Source organism: Gilliamella sp. W8126 (assembly GCF_016102185.1).
Classification (GTDB): domain Bacteria; phylum Pseudomonadota; class Gammaproteobacteria; order Enterobacterales; family Orbaceae; genus Gilliamella; species Gilliamella apis_A.
The window spans coordinates 194760-215682 of sequence record NZ_JACFPE010000003.1 but is presented as its reverse complement, the minus strand read 5'-3'; the positions used below and the strand labels follow the sequence as shown (position 1 = coordinate 215682).

16 protein-coding genes are annotated in these 20923 nt (G+C 35.6%); 2 read left to right on the top strand and 14 right to left on the bottom strand.

All coding sequences use genetic code 11. The annotated features are described in order from the left end of the window. Window positions 1–42: 42 nt before the first annotated feature. The 4 genes from H3S74_RS08090 to gss all read right to left on the bottom strand — a co-directional run bounded on the left by H3S74_RS08090 (window position 43) and on the right by gss (window position 9494). Complete coding sequence (locus H3S74_RS08090) at window positions 43–2715, bottom strand: putative virulence factor (protein WP_198247636.1); 2673 nt, start codon at window positions 2713–2715, stop codon at window positions 43–45. Then, complete coding sequence (locus H3S74_RS08085) at window positions 2712–5738, bottom strand: virulence factor SrfB (protein WP_110447005.1); 3027 nt, start codon at window positions 5736–5738, stop codon at window positions 2712–2714. Before H3S74_RS08085 ends, H3S74_RS08090 begins: the two co-directional genes overlap by 4 nt. Before the next feature lie 8 nt (window positions 5739–5746). After that, a complete protein-coding gene (locus tag H3S74_RS08080) occupies window positions 5747–7360 on the bottom strand; it encodes an SrfA family protein (protein ID WP_198201649.1) in 1614 nt (537 codons plus the stop codon). Window positions 7361–7601: 241 nt separating this feature from the next. Continuing rightward, a complete protein-coding gene (gss, locus tag H3S74_RS08075) occupies window positions 7602–9494 on the bottom strand; it encodes a bifunctional glutathionylspermidine amidase/synthase (protein ID WP_198247635.1) in 1893 nt (630 codons plus the stop codon). Window positions 9495–9682: 188 nt separating this feature from the next. Between gss and ybeD the strand changes: the two genes are divergently transcribed. Beyond that, entirely contained in the window at window positions 9683–9949 is a 267-nt protein-coding gene (gene ybeD, locus H3S74_RS08070; RefSeq protein ID WP_065577848.1) for a DUF493 family protein YbeD, read from the top strand. A 78-nt stretch (window positions 9950–10027) separates the two neighbouring features. Then, the gene (locus H3S74_RS08065) at window positions 10028–11305 is read left to right on the top strand and encodes a bifunctional O-acetylhomoserine aminocarboxypropyltransferase/cysteine synthase (protein WP_110447002.1); all 1278 of its coding nucleotides are present in this window, start codon (window positions 10028–10030) and stop codon (window positions 11303–11305) included. A gap of 52 nt (window positions 11306–11357) precedes the next feature. Here H3S74_RS08065 and adk read toward each other — a convergent pair whose 3' ends face one another. The 10 genes from adk to tyrS all read right to left on the bottom strand — a co-directional run bounded on the left by adk (window position 11358) and on the right by tyrS (window position 20887). Continuing rightward, window positions 11358–12002 carry an adenylate kinase gene (gene adk / locus H3S74_RS08060; protein WP_086362625.1) on the bottom strand — a complete coding sequence of 215 codons (645 nt, stop codon included), beginning with the start codon at window positions 12000–12002 and terminating at the stop codon, window positions 11358–11360. A 39-nt stretch (window positions 12003–12041) separates the two neighbouring features. Continuing rightward, a complete protein-coding gene (locus H3S74_RS08055; RefSeq protein ID WP_110447001.1) occupies window positions 12042–12293 on the bottom strand; it encodes a zinc-ribbon domain-containing protein in 252 nt (83 codons plus the stop codon). Window positions 12294–12296: 3 nt separating this feature from the next. Beyond that, entirely contained in the window at window positions 12297–13772 is a 1476-nt protein-coding gene (gene der, locus H3S74_RS08050) for a ribosome biogenesis GTPase Der (protein WP_198201654.1), read from the bottom strand. An 18-nt stretch (window positions 13773–13790) separates the two neighbouring features. After that, on the bottom strand, window positions 13791–14963 hold the full coding sequence (gene bamB / locus H3S74_RS08045) for an outer membrane protein assembly factor BamB (protein WP_198201655.1): 1173 nt from the start codon (window positions 14961–14963) through the stop codon (window positions 13791–13793). Window positions 14964–14989: 26 nt separating this feature from the next. Beyond that, the gene (locus tag H3S74_RS08040) at window positions 14990–15724 is read right to left on the bottom strand and encodes a tetratricopeptide repeat protein (RefSeq protein WP_110446998.1); all 735 of its coding nucleotides are present in this window, start codon (window positions 15722–15724) and stop codon (window positions 14990–14992) included. Between the two features lie 23 nt (window positions 15725–15747). Then, window positions 15748–17025 (bottom strand): histidine--tRNA ligase, encoded by a 1278-nt coding sequence (gene hisS, locus H3S74_RS08035; RefSeq protein WP_110446997.1) that lies wholly within the window; start codon window positions 17023–17025, stop codon window positions 15748–15750. Window positions 17026–17049: 24 nt separating this feature from the next. Next, window positions 17050–18159, bottom strand: coding sequence for a flavodoxin-dependent (E)-4-hydroxy-3-methylbut-2-enyl-diphosphate synthase (gene ispG, locus H3S74_RS08030; protein WP_065614694.1), 1110 nt, complete (start codon window positions 18157–18159; stop codon window positions 17050–17052). 86 nt (window positions 18160–18245) lie between these two features. Next, complete coding sequence (locus tag H3S74_RS08025; RefSeq protein ID WP_181414609.1) at window positions 18246–18686, bottom strand: RodZ family helix-turn-helix domain-containing protein; 441 nt, start codon at window positions 18684–18686, stop codon at window positions 18246–18248. 58 nt (window positions 18687–18744) lie between these two features. Beyond that, complete coding sequence (pdxY, locus tag H3S74_RS08020; protein ID WP_198247634.1) at window positions 18745–19611, bottom strand: pyridoxal kinase PdxY; 867 nt, start codon at window positions 19609–19611, stop codon at window positions 18745–18747. Window positions 19612–19615: 4 nt separating this feature from the next. After that, the gene (gene tyrS, locus H3S74_RS08015; protein ID WP_220000008.1) at window positions 19616–20887 is read right to left on the bottom strand and encodes a tyrosine--tRNA ligase; all 1272 of its coding nucleotides are present in this window, start codon (window positions 20885–20887) and stop codon (window positions 19616–19618) included. Window positions 20888–20923: the final 36 nt, after the last annotated feature.

Sequence of the window (20923 nt, the reverse complement as noted above, 5' to 3'; positions counted from 1 at the left end):
ATTATTAAATTGTTGTTATTAAATATATTCACAATAATACTATTATATTTGTGATTGCTTAAAACAAGTTAAAATTTCACCAAGACGAGAGTTTTGTTCTTGGCTTATTTCACGACCAGCATGATGACCAACATTTTCTTGAGCAAGCGTTGCAAAAGCAATAAACCAATCAAATATAGCAAATTGAGAATAATTTTTGGTCTTATCATCAAGTACTGGCAATGGATGTGATAATTGACTTGAAAATTGAGTCAATGGCGATGAAAATATCGGCTTACCTTGATTAACTCGGCTATCAGGAATATCGTTTGTTTGCCCTGGAATAAAACCAAGCCATGCAATAAAATCAGCCAATAACATATTAATAGAGCTAATCTGCCGAGACTCAAGCTCATCACGTTTACTGCCTACATTTTCATTAGCTAAAACTTTTTCAGTTAAGCTAGTTTCAAGTTTCAAACGGTTAGCACCAGTAATCAACTCTTCAACAATAAAAGAGAGTGCTTTCTGATCAATACTGAAAAATTGTAGAATATGTTTATCTAATACAATATTTCTTAAATGTTCTAGCCATGCAGTAAACACATTTTTAGCAAATTTTGATTCGCTTGCGATATTAGCAACTACCTGAGATTGTAAAGGTGAATTTACTTCCGGAAAAAGTTCAAAATCGGTATTTAAGCCAAAATCGTTTGAAGAATTATCGATTACGTCATCACCGCTAGTATTGCTGATATCATTATCCATATGGCTAGAATGATACAAAGCTCGAATAGTTTGATCCGGCAATTCTAACACTTTAAGTAATTCACCTAATAATAATGCTTTTCCTTGTAGTTCTTTTACAACATTATTAATTATCTGTTTTTTCTTACCTAATTCTTCATCGCTACCAGCTTGATACCAAGTATCAAAACGCATATTGATAATATAATCAATTTGTTCATTAAGTTGTTCAACAATCCGCTGTTGTTTAACTTCAGTAATGGCGACTTGTTCTAAATACTGGCTAATTCGACCAATGCCACCATCATTTAATTGTAACATCGCATCCCACGCTTGATCAGGATCGTTGACATACTCTTGAATATCCGGATTTTCAACAAATGTATTTTTCAACATTAACATTTCTTGTTGATAATTATCATTGTAGGATAATTCAACGTTTGCTTTAGCATCGACATTTAAAAATGGCACGTCAAATCCTGGTTTACGTACCAAGAATACATTGTTAAATTTACCACCATTTGACCAATTGGATAGCCAATCATAACTACCAAAACGTTCTAAAATGGTCTGCTGTAATAAGCCACCTTTCCCCCAAGTATTTCTTAGATTGTCTTGGGATAGCGATAATGATGCTCCAATTCGTTTATCAAACATCGTGATAGCCCATAGCAATCCAGCTTTTTTTGTTGCTCTTTTATCAGCTGTTTCGCCTTGGGTTTTATCAATCCATCTTTCTAATACTGGACCAACATCGTTAACATCAGATTGTTTATCCGATGGCGTACAAACCACCAAAACATTCATCTCTTGGCTATCAGTGTATTTCTCAAAAAGATAAGCGACTTTACCACGCAATAATAGTTGAGCGATAGGATTACCCTCTTTGACATCAGAAATTGAAATTAAATTCAATCGACCTCGATATCCTGGAAAATCAAGTAGATCGACATTCTCAAAAGTAGGTACACGCGTTTGATTCACTAATGGGAAGATTAATTCTGCTGTTAAAAAGGCTAATTGCGCTAATGATATTGAAGTTGGCACTCCATTAAGTGGCGTAACGGTTACCGATGAATCATTTTCAGTATTTAACCTTTCAAGCATATCAACATTCATAATACTATCAATCTGCGACTTGGTACCATCACCATTGTCCTTGACTAACACGGTAAGGGGCGCATAAACGGTATTTACATGATTTAAGCTTGATAAGGTTGTCGCCAATTGAATATAAATTGCCGTAAGTTCACTGATACCACCCCATAACACAGAAAATAAACTACCACGGTCGGTAATCGAAAGATAAGGTAGCAATGACATGGCTTTTTCCCAATAACCACCTTTCAATCCCTCAAGTGAATTGCCAAAATTTTCAGATAAATAATCATACAAATCAACGATATCATCTTCAGTTATACCGCCAGTATAATCAACTTGCTTTTTACTTTCGATACGTTGAATAAGTTGATTTAGCTCAGAAAACTCCACATTATTGATAACTTTTTGCTGATCAAAATCTTTAAAATAAGCGTTAATCAGGATTTTAACAATTTCTATTTCTTGAAATAGTTTTAACTCTAGTGGATAGTTGGCAATACCACCTTTAGCAGTACGACTAAATCTAGTAACAAGTCCGGTTGCCTCTTTACCCCCGCCGACAGGATTGACGTGATCAATAAAATCTAAGACTTCATTATCAACCACTGTTTCAAGTTTTCCATTTTCACCGGCTGCTAATGCTGAAATAAGGTAAGATTTACCTGCTTGTGACAAACCAAAAAAACCGACCGCAACCGACTTAGTCGACACATCACCTAAACGTTTAGCACTATTACGTAATCGGCGTAGATCAAGAATTAAATTATCAGCTTCATTATGCAAACGCTTTGATGAGTCTCGGGTTTGATTGACCCATTCAATTGCCTGTGCTGATGCTTGATAAATCTGCTCCCAAGATTTAGGAAGTTGTTCGTTTAAATTTTTCATCGTTTTATCATTCCACTATCAAGCCAATATTGTGTGCTAATTAAGCCAGAATTTACCATTGTATTCAGACTAAGCTTTATATCCTTGGTTTTACTGCAAGCACGTCCATCTGAAGCTTTAACATCTTTAATATAGAAATTCTCAACTGTTTTTTGTCGATTTTTTATTCCTAATGTTACTTCTAAAACAACCCCTTCAGCACTCAATCTTTTAGCTACATCACTATTTTCGATCGTTAAAATATAAATTGGTGAAGCAGGCCAACGGTCAATTTCTAACTGTTTAAAACCAAGTCTTGTCGTGCCTCGAATTTCAAAAGAGACTTCAGGAAAATCATAATCAGGATTATCTAAATCGATATCTTGATAATAGATATTTTCTTTTTTTATCATATTTAGATTATCTAATAGACCAATGTATTTAACTGTTGAGTACAACTCCATATTTGCTGATCTAAAATAAAAATTCGCTAATCTTAGATTTTTACTTAAGAAACATAACATAGCACCAACTGCAGCAGTTGTTTTAGGATCATCAATGCGCTCTTGTTTATGGAAAGGATACCAACCACCAGTATAATAACCATGTAGCGGCAAAACACGTCCTGCAGGGATAGATAAACGAGAACGGAAGTAACTTTGTACACCAGGTAAACGAGATGGTCGTCCGGTCAATAACAGCACATCACATTGGTAACAGCTAATAATTTCAGATAAAGCATCGAACGTTTTACAAATATTATAATAATCACCACGAATAAATAAGTGATGAATACGTTTAAGATTTATTTCAACATTTAAATCAAGAACGGAAAATTCAGGATTATTTAGAGCTCGGCGAACTGGTTCATTAATAAAATTCAGAACATTATCTGTCATCACATTATTTTGTAATAACTCACCAAAAGTCATATTATAAACATGTTTTTCAGCATGTAATGGTTCATAAAGCTCATAAAGTTTTAATACTTGTAATCCGACAGGTGTAAATAACTGTAAAGTTAATTGTTGTCGTAGTACTGCGTCTTGAATTGATACCTGTTGTGAACCAATAATTGTCGATAAAATCGGATTAGGATCAACAAGTCCAACCTGTTTTAATCCATTAGTTAATGAAGTCAAAACAGTATCTTGGATGATATCAAGCAAAATATCATCACCTGCAACTTTAAATCCATCACGAAAACGTTGAGTTGGAACAAGATAAGCATTACTACTATTAAGTTGTTTATTGGCACCATAATCAAGTTCGTAATCATTGATGACCAAATCTGTTGTTCCACCTCCAATATCAACAGTGGCAATTGTTAGTTTCTGTTTATTGGTTTTGTCTGGTCGCACCATTGAAGCAATAAATTCTTCTGAACGGCCATTATAATTGTTTTGCGTTTCGTTAAAGAGATAAACAACTTGTCCGCAGGTTGCTTCATCCCATTGAATATAAACTTCAGGAATATTTGGCCAGATACTTTTTAATTGTTCAGGATTACTAAAATCAATATTATCATCAGAATTATCCCAACCTAAGCTTTTCCAAACTAAGCCAATAGCTTGATAAACACAGCTTTTGAATATCGCTTGTTCTGGTTTAGGCATTGCCGGTGGAATGGTAAGAATAATAGAACGCAAATTACGTGGTGTTCTTGCGTGTTCAAGCTTATTACGCTGAGCGACACTATTGATTTGCATTAGAGCATGCATCAATACTTCACATAGCATAAATGTCATTAATGAACTACGTGAATATTTTGGGTGAAAAACGGGCATTTTTCGGTCAAACTCTTCCTCAATTTCATTACTGAGGATATGCAGAGCTTCACCATACTCGTTGATTAGACTAGAAAACGGCTCTGCCGTTGCAAATGGTTCATGATCACTTTTGACATAATGTGAATTAAAGCGCCAGCCTTGCTCATACTTTTCTTGATCCCATAAATAACGTTTCGGGCTTGAAAGTCCGGTTGCCCCTTCATTTCCTTCGCGGCGACTAGCTAGACGGCTCGCTTCTTTTCCGACTCGAACAATACTTGGCCAGCGGAATGTATCTCGTCTTCCACTTTGTAGCGAAAAATGTTCTTTACCAAAAAAAGTTTGCGCAAATTCTACTCGACTTTCAAATGGCTCATTATAGATATGTTCGGGTTGGGTTAAATCTCGAATTTCAAGCTCATAACGACGATTTAAACTATCTTTATCTTGAACGTGATCTTCAATTAAGATACCACAGGTTCTTGAATTACCAACATCTAAAATCATATCAACAGGAATCGATTTAATCACATCATCTCGATTATTTGAAACAATTTTAATTTTTGGTAACTGTAATGAATCAGCCAACAAATTGAGAATATTTAAATAATGTCCATAATAAGCTTTATTAGCTATTTCTAAATTAATATCATCTTTATGTACTTTTAACCGTTCAGCTTGAGGGGCTAATTCTTGGAATAAATCAATTAACCAACTGGTGATCCATTTTTGCTCTAAATACCATGAGACTTGATCTGAACGATGAGCTAAACTAAATACGGCTCCAGTTTTGACATCATTTTCCGTTGGTGCCAAATAAGCAACATCCTGCATATTGGTAAAAATTTTTGTATCAAAGGCAAAGGTAATACGATGAGTATTGCCATCTGGATCTTCACCTTCTGGAATATTAACAATTCTCACTCGACTCCAGTTATGAGGTCCTTTATCAAAACGCTCTGGTGGAATAGATCTTAAAATTGGAATAGGCAACCAAATACCATCATATAGTTTTAAGGATTGCTCAACACTAATCTCTTGAGTAGGTGTGACAGCAAAAGAGAGATTATCTGGTGCAAAAAATTTACCATTGTCGATATCTTCAATTAATCTAACTAACGCTCCACTTTCTGATGGATCAATAAAACAACCATTAACTTTACTGCGCCATTGATTATCTTTCCAATCTATTTTCAATGCAAAATCAAGAAATTGAATTCCACTATTCATGATCAGTGTAACTTCTTGACCATAGTTGCGTATTTCTGGAAGCATATACAATCCTATTGTTTTTTCATCGTAATTGGGAACGAAGTCCCGTTATCATAAATTCCCTGACAATCAGCTTGATTGTCTTTACCTGATTTACACTGAATTTTAGGTAATTGATATTTAGTATTATCACTGCAAATGGCTTCAGAATTGCCAGTAATATTTAAATTAGAATTCTGGATCCCAGTACCCACGTTACCAACACATTTAACACCATCACTGCGAGTAACCGTTACTTCACCATTGCCTTGATTAAAATTATAACTTAACTGCAATGGCTTACCTGTTGCTTTATCTTGAATACCAGCACCAACTGACCATTGACCATTTAAGAAATTCGTTGATCCCTGTTTTAACACGTCAGCAGGTAAGGCTAAATTATTTGCTTGGCTAGCATTTACATTAGGTTGATTACCTTGATCAGAATTACTATTCGTTACGTCAGATTTACTATCTAAATTAGGTGTTGGAGGTACTTGTCCATTTTGATTATCTTTTTTATCATCAGATGGATTTGTATTACTGCCTTTATCATCTTTATCAACCTGATTTCCCTGTTCACCTTGCTCTCCATTATTTCCTTTATCATCAGGTGAAGACGTAGGTTGTGGTTGATCTGTAACACCATCTGGATTTACATTATTAGCCATTCCTTGATCTGGTGCGGTAGCTGCCGAATTATCTACTACAGCTGGATCTGTAGCAATACCATTAACAGGTAGTGCGTTAGGATCTACTGCAACTTTTCCATTTGGTACTACGCCATTAACGATAGTAACAGGTTTATTATTAACCTCTTTGATTTCTGGCTCAGGCTCTTTTTTCTCTTGTTTGTCCTCTTTATCATTTACAACTGTTGGCTCAGGAATATCAACTTTACCATCTAATGATATTTTGGGATCGATAGATATACTTGGGTTCCAGCTACAACCTTTTAACCAAAAAATTGCTAATAATAGTAGTAATAACAAAGGTAATAATCCTAACAACCATATCCACCAGCGCTTCCACCAAGGTTTTTTAACAATAACAGGGGCTTGTACTGGAGCAGTGGCTGCAACCTTTGGAGCAGCTTTTCGAAATGCTTCTAAACAGTAGAAAGGTGAAGTTGCTTGTGGCGTCTGAGGGTTAACAAATCCCCAAAAAGTGATAACAGGTTTACCATTAACAATATAAACAAATTGATTGCTAGGGAAACGTATCGCCATCAAATTCGGTTCAAGACTATTTTCGTTTTGTTTTGGATCGTAAATCAATCGACTAAAAAGTAATTGATCGCCTTCTAGATTAGGATTACTAGCTAATTTTTGGCCTAACTCAATAACTTTACTTTCGAATTCTTTCAGTAAGCCTAATGCAGACTTTTGTTCATCTTCACTAGCTGAAGTCCACGGGATAATATCATATTGACCATCAGGTTGTTCTGAGTCGAAGGGAATGTACCAATCAACAATATTACCTTGATCATTACGTTGAGGTATCGCTAAACAATCAGAGTATTGGCGACCTAATTTAACTCGAAACATTTCACGAATTTGCGAAGCGACAAGATAAGCAGCTTTACCGTCATGTCCGAGCATTTTAAAATCTTTAATATCGCCACTGCGCAATAATGTATTTGCCATATATCCTGATATTCCTTTATTTTAATTATATTTTTTATAATTATTATTTGTATTAAATCAATTCTATCAAAAAAACTAGGTTATTGTCATTGTCAATCAAATAGATATAATATTTTTAGTTATTTTTAATAAGATAAAGATAACTTAATTAGCTATGTTTAATTAAATAACAAAACTCACCATCTGTCATTGATAAATTGAACGATCAATTTGACAAATTATGCTTAAAAAACCCCTTTCCTCAACTTTTTTTGTAAAGTTGTTTAATAAATTCTTCATCAGTTAATACTCGTAAAGGCTGCATATCACTTTCCCCTCTTATAACTAAAGAGGGATCCGAACGTAAACAAGCACCGCCATAATGGCCACCAACAGTAAATGTACAAATTTGTAAATAACGATCATCAACTTTAGGTAAACACCATAGCTCTTGATAAATGTTTTCTTGTTTAGCAAATCGGCCAACCGTTTTATCCAATATTTGCTCATGACAACCAACTAACTCTATATCGCTACCTCTACGCCCAGCAATCGGTTTAATTGCGTAACCTTTTTTAATTAAATTGTCATTGAGTTCAAATGAAGATTCAAGTAAATAGCGGTGGTTAGGAAATAATGACCATAGCACTGGCAAAATAGCTTTATTACTTGGAATCACCGTCCATAAAGGCTCAAAAACCGATACCTCAGGTCGAAGTAATACATCTATTAATCTAACCGAATTTTCCGGATGCCATGTTCTAATTGGTAACCCTGCCACTTGAGCTTCACTTTCTTGGCGAAGTTGTTCAAGTACAGTTTCCCATGCCCAAGTCTTCCATACACAGGTGACCTGGCGTTGCTCATCATCTACTAATCGTCCTCGTTTATCCCAACTGAGTCCCGATAGTCCGCGTAAAATTTTGCTTTCAAATCCGGCTTGAGTTAGTGCTTTTTGCATAAATAATGCATGATAGTTTTCTTCACTATCATTATCTTGCATGATATGTACAAACGCTTTTGCATCACTATGTTTCCAACAGTCGGCTAATGCATTAAGTAAACCCGCACTAGGATTAACACCAGCATTTAATTCGGCTTGTATTGCCCAACTTTGCAAAATTTGCCCTGCTTCGGTATGGCATGAGGCTGAATCAGCATTATATTCATAAACTTTAAAGCCCCTTTCATCCATACAAAAATCTAACCGTCCGGTGATCATCTGATAACGGCGTTGTTGCCATGATAATCTAAGCCGTGGCCAAAGAATTTCAGGAATATTGAAATTACACAATAAATTATCATTTTTTAAAACTTTATCGGTAGCATGCAAATACATCAAATGAAGTTCGTTTGTTGCACGAATAAGCTCCAGCTCAGCGCTTTCCGAAATAGTAAAATAACGATACTGATCATCATGGCTGATGGCGTGTCCAGTTGCTGACACATAGGCACTTTCTAATGTATCACTTTCGTTCAACCATTTCTTATCAAATTGACCATGATTTTCGATATGGACACTATGAATATCAAGTAAATGCTTAGCAACATTCGGTTGTGGTAAGCTATGAAGAGTATTCTCAGTTTGAATCATCCAGCCTAAAATTTTGGTATCATCGAAAGTATCGTGTAAATAGAAGCCATCATTGGATACCGTCATTTTTAATTCTCGAGTCCATTGTTGACCAATGGGGAGCCGAGTATGGACAACATTTTGTTCGGCAATTCTAATTTTATTATCAAAAACTTCAGTAATAATCGCTACATGGCCTGTCCTATCGAACATACCGCCATCATCCCATATTAACAATGCTCCCGCTTCTGGCATTTTTTTGCTACCATTAGCAAATGCTTGCAATGGTAAAATGGCTTCATTAATCACTTGACGAAGAAATCTTAATGAAAATATTTCATGTGCCATACCGACATCGGTAAAGACTATCCCATAATTTAGAAATAAAAATCTTCTAGCAAATTCGACACATTGCCACTTATAACCCATATACTCATGACCTGAATAACTTCGAAATGATGCATCATTAGGGTATTGTTCAGGATCCAATGTTTCATAATCAGAAGAGTAAATAGCAACACCACCCGGCGCATAGCCAAGTAATGTACCAAAAGGTTCTTTGTTAGCTGATTGGGATAACATGTTATTTTAGCCTTTTAAAATAATAGTAAGGTAGGTTTTACTAAGCTATGTTAGAATTTGACTATCATAGATCAAATTATAGGCTTTAAAAAGTAATGTTTATTATTCTGAACTTGAAGAATAATAAACTGACTATATATATGCAATATATTTAATAGCTATACTGATAAAACGAGAAAAAGACTATTATGCAACAAACAAAATTAAATGAATTATTAGATTTCCCTTGTTCTTTCACTTATAAAGTAATGGGTGAAGCAAAACCAGAATTAGTTGATAAAGTTGTATCCGTGATTCAACGTCATGCACCAGGGGATTATACGCCGTCGATCAAACCAAGTAGTAAAGGTAATTATCATTCAGTATCCATTACCATTAATGCAACCCATATTGATCAGGTAGAAAATCTATACAAAGAATTAGGTGAAATCGATATCGTAAGAATGGTTTTATAATTCTTTACTTTTTAGTAATTCTTTGCACAAAATAAGAGCCTTATAGTTGAAAAATAGTTATAAATATGAGGCTCTAACATGAAACCAGAAACGATTGCTTTACACGCAGGCTATACCCCTGAACCAACAACCCATGCCGTCGCTGTTCCGATCTATCAAACCACATCTTATGCATTCGATGATACCCAACATGGCGCCGATTTATTTGATTTAAAAGTTGCTGGAAACATCTATACACGGATAACCAATCCAACTAATGCTGTACTTGAAGCGCGTATTGCCGCACTAGAAGGCGGTATAGGAGCATTAGCGGTAGCTTCTGGAATGGCAGCAATTACTTATGCTATACAAGCCATTACATTTGCTGGTGAAAATATTGTATCGGTTTCCAAACTCTATGGTGGCACCTATAACTTATTGGCTCATACCCTGCCTAATTTCGGTATCACAACAAAGTTTGCACCACACAATGATTTAAATGCGATTGAAAAGCAAATTGATGACAAAACTAAAGCCATTTACTGTGAAAGTATCGGTAATCCAGCAGGTAATATTGTTGATTTATCAGTACTGGCTGATATTGCCCATCGCCATGGTATACCGCTAATTGTTGATAATACAGTTGCCAGCCCTGCGCTTTGCCGACCATTTGAATTTGGAGCTGATATAGTAGTACATTCATTAACTAAATATATTGGTGGGCATGGTAATAGCTTAGGCGGAATGATTGTTGACTCAGGTAAATTTCCTTGGAAAGATCATGCAGATAAGTATCCAATGCTCAATCAACCTGATCCTTCTTATCATGGTGTTTCATATACTGAAAGCTTTGGAGACGCAGCTTATATTGCTCGTTGCCGAGTAATACCACTGCGTAACATGGGAGCAGCTTTATCACCATTTAATACTTTTTTATTACTACAAGGTCTTGAAACACTCTCTTTACGCATTGAGCGACACTGCCAGAATACGATTAAAGTAGCCAATTATTTGGCTTCACATCCTCAAGTTGAATGGGTCAATTATGCAGGTCTGGCTAATCATCCTGAGCATCATTTAGCGGTAAAACAGATGGACAATGGTTTACCTGCTGGTATTTTATCCTTTGGTATCAAAGGAGGTAAACAAGCTGGAGCCAAATTTATCGATGCTTTAAAATTGATTATCCGTTTAGTTAATATCGGTGATACCCGTTCATTAGCTTGTCATCCAGCATCAACTACCCATCGACAACTTAATGATGAGGAATTGCAAAAGGCTGGAGTAAGTCAAGAAATGATACGCCTCTCAATTGGTATTGAACATATTGATGATATTATTGCTGATTTAGAACAAGCGCTTAACTTAGCGAAATAATTGATTGGTTAAGATGAGGGATGAAAAAGTCTATCATCCCTCTTAATAGCAATTAGCCTAAAATTTTAGTCAATTCATTGGTCACAGATGAAACAGCTTGTGTACCATCAATACGGAAATATTGAGTTCGGCCTTCTTTGGCTTCATGTTGATAATATTTGACTAATGGTTTAGTCAAATCATGATATTCAACAAGACGTTTACGGACGATTTCTTCACTATCATCTTTACGAATAGTTAATGGTTCTCCAGTTACATCATCAATATTTTCAACTTTTGGGGGATTATGACGAACATGGTATACACGCCCTGAACCAGCATGAATACGACGACCACTCATACGATCTATAATCACTTCATCAGGTACATCAAACTCAAGTACATAATCAACATTGATACCCGCTTCTTTCATTGCATCTGCTTGTGGCACAGTACGAGGAAAACCATCTAATAAAAAGCCATTTTTACAATCGCTTTGCGCAATACGCTCTTTGACTAATGCGATAACTAACTCATCAGTAACAAGCTTACCATTATCCATTAGCTCTTTTGCTTGTAAACCTAATGGACTCTCTGCTTTTACTGCTGCACGCAACATATCGCCAGTTGAAATTTGCGGAATTCCGTATTGTTGCATAATAAATTGTGCTTGAGTTCCTTTTCCTGCTCCCGGTGCGCCTAATAAAATAATTCGCATAAAATAACCTCTTATGGCTTTAAATATAGATACAATTTTCTATTCTGGTAAATAATGAAATATCACTTTACTGCTGGAAATTAAGCCATCAGTGTGACAAATATAGTTAATAGCGCCACAGCCTTTAACCATTTGCGCATTTTGTCGGCAAATTGGGCAAATATACTGTTCTTGATAATGCTGTTGGCAATGAGGACAATCATAATATTGTGGCGAAACAATACTCATTCTATTATGACACTTAGGACAAATACCTTCTTGCCCACCATCGATTATTTTTGTTTCTGTCATAAGTTATTTACGACCTCGTACATGTTTCATTAAACGACGACGTTTACGTTGTTGCGAAGCAGTCAAACTATTTTTTCGACCTTCGAATGGATTGGCGCCTTCTTTGAATTGAATTCGTATTGGCGACCCCATAATTTTTAATGAACGTCTAAAATAGTTCATTAAATAACGTTTATAAGAATCAGGTAAATCTTCAACTTGATTACCATGAATAACCACAATTGGAGGATTATAACCTCCGGCATGGGCATATTTTAATTTAACCCGACGTCCTCTGACCAATGGTGGTTGATGGTCATCTTGTGCCATTTGCATTATTTTAGTTAATAATGCGGTATTAACACGGCGTGTAGCGCAATCATATGCTTCTTGAATTGAATCAAATAGGTTTCCTACGCCACTACCATGAAGCGCAGAGATAAAGTGTAAACGAGCAAAATCGATAAAATCGAGTCGATCATCTAACGTAGTTTTCACTTGTTCTTTAATATCTTGTGATAATCCATCCCACTTATTAACAGCAATAACCAGTGAGCGCCCACTATTAATAATAAAACCAAGCAAAGACAAATCTTGATCAGAAATACCTTCTCGGGCATCAATAACCAAAATTACGACGTTAGCATCTTCTATTGCTTGTAACGTTTTAATAACCGAAAATTTCTCAACGGTTTCCGTTACCTTACCTCGCTTACGAACACCAGCTGTATCAATCATGATGTATTCACGATCATCTCGTGTCATTGGTATATAAATACTGTCACGAGTTGTACCTGGCATATCATAAACTACAACCCTTTCTTCACCTAAAATCCGATTGGTTAGTGTTGACTTACCAACATTTGGTCTACCAACAATAGCAACTTTTATTGGCTGATTAATCAGCGATTCTGCATCATCTGCGTCATCTTCAAAATCTTCATAAGATTCATCAAGCATCTCATTTTGAAGATCTGCTGTTGAAGTATCAATTTTGTCACTTTCAAAATGAAAAATAGGATCTAAAACTGTCTCGATTAGTACGTTGACACCACGACCATGACTCGCTGCAATCGGATGAATATCACCTAATCCTAAACTATAAAAGTCAGAAATTGCACTATCTGCATCAATACCATCAATTTTATTAGCAACTAAAAACGTTGCTTTTTGGCGAGATCGAAGATGTTTAGCAATTGCATGATCTGCAGGCATAGCACCGGCTCTCGCATCAACAAGAAAGAGCACAATATCCGCTTCTTCTATTGCTTGTAAGGATTGTTCCGCCATAAAGCTTTCAACCCCATCTTCAGTGCCATCAATACCACCAGTATCAATGACTATATATTCATGCCCTTTGATTTCAGCTCGGCCATACTTACGATCACGAGTTAATCCAGGAAAATCAGCCACTAAGGCGTCTCGAGTTCGAGTTAATCGATTAAATAGAGTCGATTTTCCTACATTCGGACGACCAACTAGTGCGACAACAGGTACCATATTTATTCTCTAATTACCTTAATTTTTTGCAAATGCGTAAATATCACCATTTTTAGCTTGGACAATAATTTTATTATCGACAACTAATGGTTTCGAAATCAATCCACTGCTACTTACTTGTGTTTTTGCAACTACCTCACCATTATCTTTATTTAACCAATAAAGATAACCCTCGAAATCACCAACCACAATGTAATTTTGATAAATAACCGGATCGGTTAATTGACGATGTAACAAACCTGTCTGAGTCCAATTCACTGCACCACCATTTTTAGTCACAGCTTGAACATTGTCATCTTGATCCACAATGAATAACTGCTGTGAATCAACCGCAAAGCTATGTGTAGATCCCATTTCTTTACGCCACACAATTTGACCATTACTTAAGTCAAGTGCAACAACATTACCATTATAGCCAATTGCATAAGCTAAATTACCTTCAATAACTGGGGTTGAATCAACATCATTCAATTTGTCAATTTCAGTCGATCCACTTGGTTGAGATATTCGTTGCTGCCAAATAAGTTGTCCATCATTAAGATAGTAAGCATTCACATGACCAGTATCATCGCCAAGTATAGCCGCACCATGAGCAATAGTTGGTGTTGAATTACCTCTCAATGAAAGTGTTGGCACTTCAAGCACTACATCCCATACATCTTCACCTGTGTTACGATTCAAAGCTTGTAAATTACCACTAGCGGTATGTATTATTACTTTATCATCAGAAGAAACTGGACGAGCAAGTACTTCACCATGTACCGATTTTTCCCAAACCACATTACCATCATTACGATCTAATGCATAAACAACCGCACGTTCGCTACCGACATAAACATATCTATCATCAGCGCTTACACCGCCAGAAAATAACGCTGTTTTACTGCTAAATAATGTACTTTGTGATAAATTTTTGTCCCATATAGTATGGCCAGTTGATAAATCAATTGCTTTAACTTGCCCACTACGGCTAGCAGCATAAATAGCATTATCGTAATTAATCGGCCCCAATAATGAATAAACATTTGTATTGCCTGCTGTGCTATTTCGCCATATTTCTTGAATTGGAAATTGGTTATCCACTTTTGGTGAAGGTGAAATCTGGACAATTTCTTCTTCTCCACCAAACAATGAACACCCTGCAAGTGATAACATAAAAACACTCATAGACAGACATTTTGATAACTTCATTGTATAGATCCTTATATCAGGATAAATTAATCTTCATTTTCGTGAGCTGCATTTTTTTTGGCTTCAGCTTCTTGCTTAGCTTTTTCCTTGGCGGCAGCTTCTTCTTGTTTAGCTTTTTCAGCTTGTTGTTTATCTTTAAGATATTGAGCTTGATTTAACTTCATTTTGATATTTTGCTCTAATGCTTGAGTCGGTGATGAACTTAATGCAACATTGTAAGCAGCCACTGCTTCATCATAATTATTCATTTTCACCGATATATCGCCACGAATATCATTAACTACTGGCGCCCAACTTTTTTCGGTTACTTTATTTAAAGTAGCCAAACTTTCTTGATAATGTTCAAGTTGATATTGTATTTTTGCAATACGAATATAACTTATTGATTTAATAACATCTGAATCAGTTTTACTTAACGTATCTGTAAGTAATTTTTCTGCTCCAGCATAATCTTTTAATTGTTCAACATAAAATTTTGCTGCTCTAAAATTAGCAAAAACACTATAAATAGTATTATTATCTTTAGCAAAAGAGACTAATTCATTAACTGAATCAGGATTGTTGTTATCTAATTTAGCAATTAATTGTTCATAACGATCTGAAGATTCTATCGCTTTTTCTAATTTGTAAGATTGCCAATAACGCCAGCCATAAAAAGCCAGTAATCCAATTACAATAACCGCAACAATAATTTTCCACTTTTTAGCAAGAAATTCTTTTATCTCTGAAAATTGTTCTTCGCCAGATAACTGATAACTCACGTTTTTCTCCTATTTCCTTTAATTTACAATATCGCCAAACAAGTTTGAACAATCTCTTTTTCTGCAACTTCAACTTGTTCGCCTGTTTGTAAATTTTTAATTGTAACTGATTGATTAATAATTTCGTTTTCACCAATAATTACAGCTATTTTAGCACCTAATTTGTCCGCTTTGGCAAATTGTTTTTTAAAATTACTACTACCATAATTAGTCACAATTCGCTTATCAGATAACCCATCACGGAGTACTTCTGCCATTTTTTGGGCTGCAGCTGTCGTTTTTTCATCACCCGAAGATATCATATAAATATCAATTGAACTATCTCGATTTAATGAAGGATTAACCGCCTGCACTAATAATACTAAACGTTCTACCCCCATAGCAAAACCAACTGCTGGTGTTGGTTGTCCACCAAGTTGGCTAACTAGACCGTCATAACGACCTCCGCCACAAACTGTACCTTGAGCGCCTAAACTACTTGTTACCCACTCAAAAACAGTACGGTTATAATAATCTAAACCACGCACCAATCTTTGGTTAATATTATATTTTATTCCTGCGCTATCTAATAATTGACACAAGCCATCAAAATGAAGTTTAGATTCTTTATCTAAATAATCAAATAATTTCGGTGCTTGATTAAGTAATTCTTGAATAACAGGATTTTTCGAATCTAACACCCGTAATGGGTTAGTATACATTCTACGTAAACAGTCTTCATCTAATTTATCTTTATGTTGCTCAAGAAAACTGACTAAAGCATTACGGTAATTTGCTCTTGCTTCAACTGAACCGATAGAATTAAGTTCAAGTGTCGTATGCTCTTCAATACCAAGTGCTTTCCAAAAACGTGCAGTTAATAAGATAAGCTCGGCATCAATATTGGGCCCTTCAAGGCCAAAAACCTCTACACCAAATTGATGAAATTGACGATAACGCCCTTTTTGCGGTTTTTCATAACGAAATGCCGGCCCTAAATACCATAGTCGTTGTTCTTGGTTGTAAAATAGACCGTGTTCAATACCTGCACGGACACAACCAGCTGTAATTTCAGGGCGAAGAGTAATACTTTCATCATTACGGTCATTAAAAGTATACATCTCTTTTTCAACAATATCGGTAACTTCACCAACTGCACGTTTAAATAGTGCGGTATCTTCAACGATTGGTGTTCTAATTTCATTATAACCATAACTATTTAGTACACCTTTAACAATTTTTTCAATTTGTTGCCATGTAGCACTATCATTAGGGAGTAAATCATTCATTCCCCGTATTGATTGGATTTTTTTCTCTGCCATTTGTTTATTCGCTATCTAATAAGGTTATAGTTCAGTTGTTGCAATTCTATTTTTTAAAATTGATGCCTTAGCACGAATTTTAGCTTCCAACTCATCTATCATTTGTTCATTATCAATACGCCCTATGCGCACACCATCTTCATAAAAACCGCTTTTGTTGTGACCACCAGCAACACCCATTGTAGAAGCTAAAGCCTCACCAGGTCCATTTACAACACAACCAATAATTGATACATCCATTGGTGTTATTATATCTTCTAATCGCTGTTCTAATGTATTAACGGTACTAATTACATCAAACTCTTGCCTTGAACAGGTTGGGCAAGCAATAAAATTAATACCTCTTGCTCGAATGCGTAACGATTTTAAAATATCAAATCCAACTTTAACTTCTTCCGTTGGATCAGCTGCTAGTGAAACTCTTAATGTATCACCAATCCCTTCCGATAATAATAAGCCAAGCCCAATCGCTGATTTTACCGCTCCACTACGCACTCCACCAGCTTCCGTTATACCTAAATGTAAAGGTTGCTTAATTTGTTTTGCTAATAATCGGTATGAATCAACCGCAGTAAAAACGTCTGACGCTTTTACACTTACCTTAAATTGGTCAAAACCTAGCCTATCAAGTATATCTACATGTCGCATAGCTGATTCGACTATAGCCTCTGGTGTCGGCTCGCCATATTTTTCTTGGATATCTTTTTCTAGCGAACCAGAGTTTACGCCGATTCGGATAGGAATATTTTTATCCTTGGCACAATCAACAACCGAGCGAATCCTTGATTCATTACCAATATTACCAGGATTAATCCGTAAACAATTCACTCCATATTCAGCAACCTTTAAAGCAATGCGATAATCAAAATGAATATCAGCAATAAGGGGGACTTTTGCTTGTTGCTTAATTATTTTAAACGCCTCAGCAGCATCCATAGTTGGAATAGAAACTCGGACAATATCAACCCCTACACGCTCAAGGGCTTGAATTTGAGCTACTGTTTTTTCCACATCTGTTGTTCGAGTATTTGTCATCGATTGCACAGCAATCGGCGCACCACCACCGATTGGCACATTACCAACATAAATTCGGGTTGATTCTCGCCTAATAATTGGTGACTCTTGATGACTCATAAGATGCCTAATCATATTACAAAATAACTAGGACGCAATCTTAACAAGATTTAAGACAAATGTCTGTATGTGAATGAGAAAATTTGCTAACTGTTAACGCGATCTGAAGGCTGTGGAGAAATATAATGACTAACTTCAATAAAGTTACTTTTATTTTGAGAATTGACATAGTATAAGCCACCACCTAATGCACAAATTAAAGCAAACAAACCAAAAAAGAACGGTTTCTTACTACGATTTGTTTTACTATATATTGGTTTAGGTTTTTTAGTTTCTTTTACTAAATATTGTTCAGCTAAAATTTCGAGATAAGGTTGATATTCATCAGCTGATAAACCAACAATATTGGCATACGAACGAATATAACCTTTAACAAAAACAAAAGGGGCATGAAGTAGCTGATCATTTTCAATTTCAGAAATGACAGCTGTTCTAACATGAATTTGTTCAGCAATATCTTTTTGCGATAAACCCATATTACTTCTTAAATCGGAAAGAATCTTACCCAATGAAATATTTTCTTCCATACCCCCCCTCATTGTCTTACTATCCGCAATTTTTTGTTATTTTTACATATTTTCGCAATTAATCAATTTTTTTCGCATTAAACCACTGTTTAGGGGTTTCTATTTCATTTTGTGCGGCAACTAATTGCAATTCATATTCATTTTGTCTTAATGTTTCAAGCATAACCGCATAAACCGCCGATGTAGTATGCTCAAATGCTTCAACAATGGATTTACCAAGCATGATATTTGCTAAAAACAGCCCACTAGTCATATCACCAACACCAACTGGTTGTTTGACGCCAAAATCAACTAACGGGCGATCAATATGCCAAGCTTCATTTTCTGTTACTAACAACATTTCAAAACGATCTTGTTGATAGCCAGCTCGACTTAAATGTTTAACTAAAATGGCTTTAGGCCCTTTTTCACAAATTGAACGGCATGCTGAGACTGCTTGATTGACATTATTAATCGGCTGTTTACCGTTAAGTTCTTCTAATTCTAAAATATTTGGTGCCATCATATCAGATATGGGCAAGGCTGTATTACATAAAAATTCTGCTACACCAGGAGCGACAAAGCATCCTTTTTCGGGATGCCCCATTACAGGATCACAAAGATAAATTGCTTCAGGATTCTCAGCTTTTACTTTTTTCACAATTTCAATAATTGCATTACCTTGTTCTGGTGACCCCATATAGCCACTTAATACTGCATTACATCGTTGTAATTCGCCAATAGCATTAATCCCATCAGCGATATCGGTTAAATGAGATGCAGGCATTACCGTTCCAGTCCATTGCCGATATTGAGTATGGTTTGAAAATTGTACCGTATTTAATGGCCAAACATTCACACCTAAACGACGCATTGGAAATACAGCAGCACTATTACCTGCATGACCAAATACAACATGAGACTGAATCGATAAAATATTTTTCATGAAATCATCTCCAAATAAGTAAGCAGTAGTATTTTTTACCTCGACGCAGTAATGTGTAACGATTAAATAACTTATCACTATCAGAAAAACGATAATCTGTTGTTGAATTACGTTCACCATTAACAGAAATAGCATTGGAATCAATCATTGTTCTTGCTTGCCCTCTTGATGGTGCAAACTCAGCATTAACAATAGCTTGTTGTAGATCTACATCACCTTCAATACTGACTGTAGGCATACCATCTTGAGCTAATTGTTCAAAATCAGCTTCAGATAAATCAGTTAATTTACCAGAAAATAGACTTTCAGTAATACGTTTAGCAGCTGTTAGTCCTTCTTCACCATGAACTAATCGAGTCACTTGTTCGGCAAGGACATACTGAGCTCTCGGTGCAACGCCACTGTTTTTATCTTCTTCTTCCAAAGCATCAATTTCTTCCAATGACATGAAGGTAAAGAATTTAAGGAATCGATAAACATCAGCATCAGCAGTGTTAATCCAAAATTGATAAAATTTATATGGACTAGTTTTTTTCGGATCTAACCATACTGCACCACTTTCAGTTTTACCAAATTTAGTTCCATCAGATTTAGTAATTAATGGTACGGTTAAACCATATACTTGCTTCTGGTGTAAACGACGCGTTAAATCGATACCAGCAGTAATATTACCCCATTGATCAGAACCACCAATTTGTAACACAACATTATGAGCTTTATTAAGACTTGCAAAGTCATAAGACTGTAACAAACTATAAGAAAATTCAGTAAAAGATATACCTGATTCATCACGGTCAATACGTTGTTTAACGGATTCTTTGTTAATCATTGCATTAACAGAAAAATATTTTCCAATATCTCGTAAAAAAGATAAAACATTCATGCCACCAAACCAATCATAGTTGTTAGCAACAATAGCGGCGTTATCACCACATTCAAAATCTAAAAATGGCGATACTTGTTGTTTAATCTTTTCACTCCATTCAATTACCGTATCTTCAGTATTGAGTTTACGTTCAACAGCTTTAAAACTTGGATCGCCAATTAATCCTGTCGCACCTCCAACTAAAGCTATTGGTTTATGACCAGCCAATTGAAAACGTTTCAAACAAAGCAATGGAACTAAATGACCAAGATGCAAACTATCAGCGGTTGGATCAAAACCACAATATAGTGCAATAGGATTTTGCTCAATCAGTTCCATTAACGCTTTTTCATCAGTAAGTTGAGCAATCAGTCCACGCTCTTGCAGTTGTTTGATCACATTTTTTGTCATGATATTTTACCTATTAAATTTGTTACGTTTATATTC

Bases quoted from the DNA above. Each gene is read 5' to 3' on its own strand.
- H3S74_RS08065 (WP_110447002.1), top strand. From the start codon at position 10,028: ATGAAACCAGAAACGATTGCTTTACACGCAGGCTATACCCCTGAACCA.
- der (WP_198201654.1), bottom strand. From the start codon at position 13,772: ATGGTACCTGTTGTCGCACTAGTTGGTCGTCCGAATGTAGGAAAATCG.
- adk (WP_086362625.1), bottom strand. From the start codon at position 12,002: ATGCGAATTATTTTATTAGGCGCACCGGGAGCAGGAAAAGGAACTCAA.
- tyrS (WP_220000008.1), bottom strand. From the start codon at position 20,887: ATGACAAAAAATGTGATCAAACAACTGCAAGAGCGTGGACTGATTGCT.
- H3S74_RS08055 (WP_110447001.1), bottom strand. From the start codon at position 12,293: ATGACAGAAACAAAAATAATCGATGGTGGGCAAGAAGGTATTTGTCCT.
- bamB (WP_198201655.1), bottom strand. From the start codon at position 14,963: ATGAAGTTATCAAAATGTCTGTCTATGAGTGTTTTTATGTTATCACTT.
- pdxY (WP_198247634.1), bottom strand. From the start codon at position 19,611: ATGAAAAATATTTTATCGATTCAGTCTCATGTTGTATTTGGTCATGCA.
- H3S74_RS08090 (WP_198247636.1), bottom strand. From the start codon at position 2,715: ATGAAAAATTTAAACGAACAACTTCCTAAATCTTGGGAGCAGATTTAT.
- H3S74_RS08025 (WP_181414609.1), bottom strand. From the start codon at position 18,686: ATGGAAGAAAATATTTCATTGGGTAAGATTCTTTCCGATTTAAGAAGT.
- H3S74_RS08080 (WP_198201649.1), bottom strand. From the start codon at position 7,360: ATGGCAAATACATTATTGCGCAGTGGCGATATTAAAGATTTTAAAATG.
- gss (WP_198247635.1), bottom strand. From the start codon at position 9,494: ATGTTATCCCAATCAGCTAACAAAGAACCTTTTGGTACATTACTTGGC.
- hisS (WP_110446997.1), bottom strand. From the start codon at position 17,025: ATGGCAGAGAAAAAAATCCAATCAATACGGGGAATGAATGATTTACTC.
- ybeD (WP_065577848.1), top strand. From the start codon at position 9,683: ATGCAACAAACAAAATTAAATGAATTATTAGATTTCCCTTGTTCTTTC.
- ispG (WP_065614694.1), bottom strand. From the start codon at position 18,159: ATGAGTCATCAAGAGTCACCAATTATTAGGCGAGAATCAACCCGAATT.
- H3S74_RS08085 (WP_110447005.1), bottom strand. From the start codon at position 5,738: ATGCTTCCAGAAATACGCAACTATGGTCAAGAAGTTACACTGATCATG.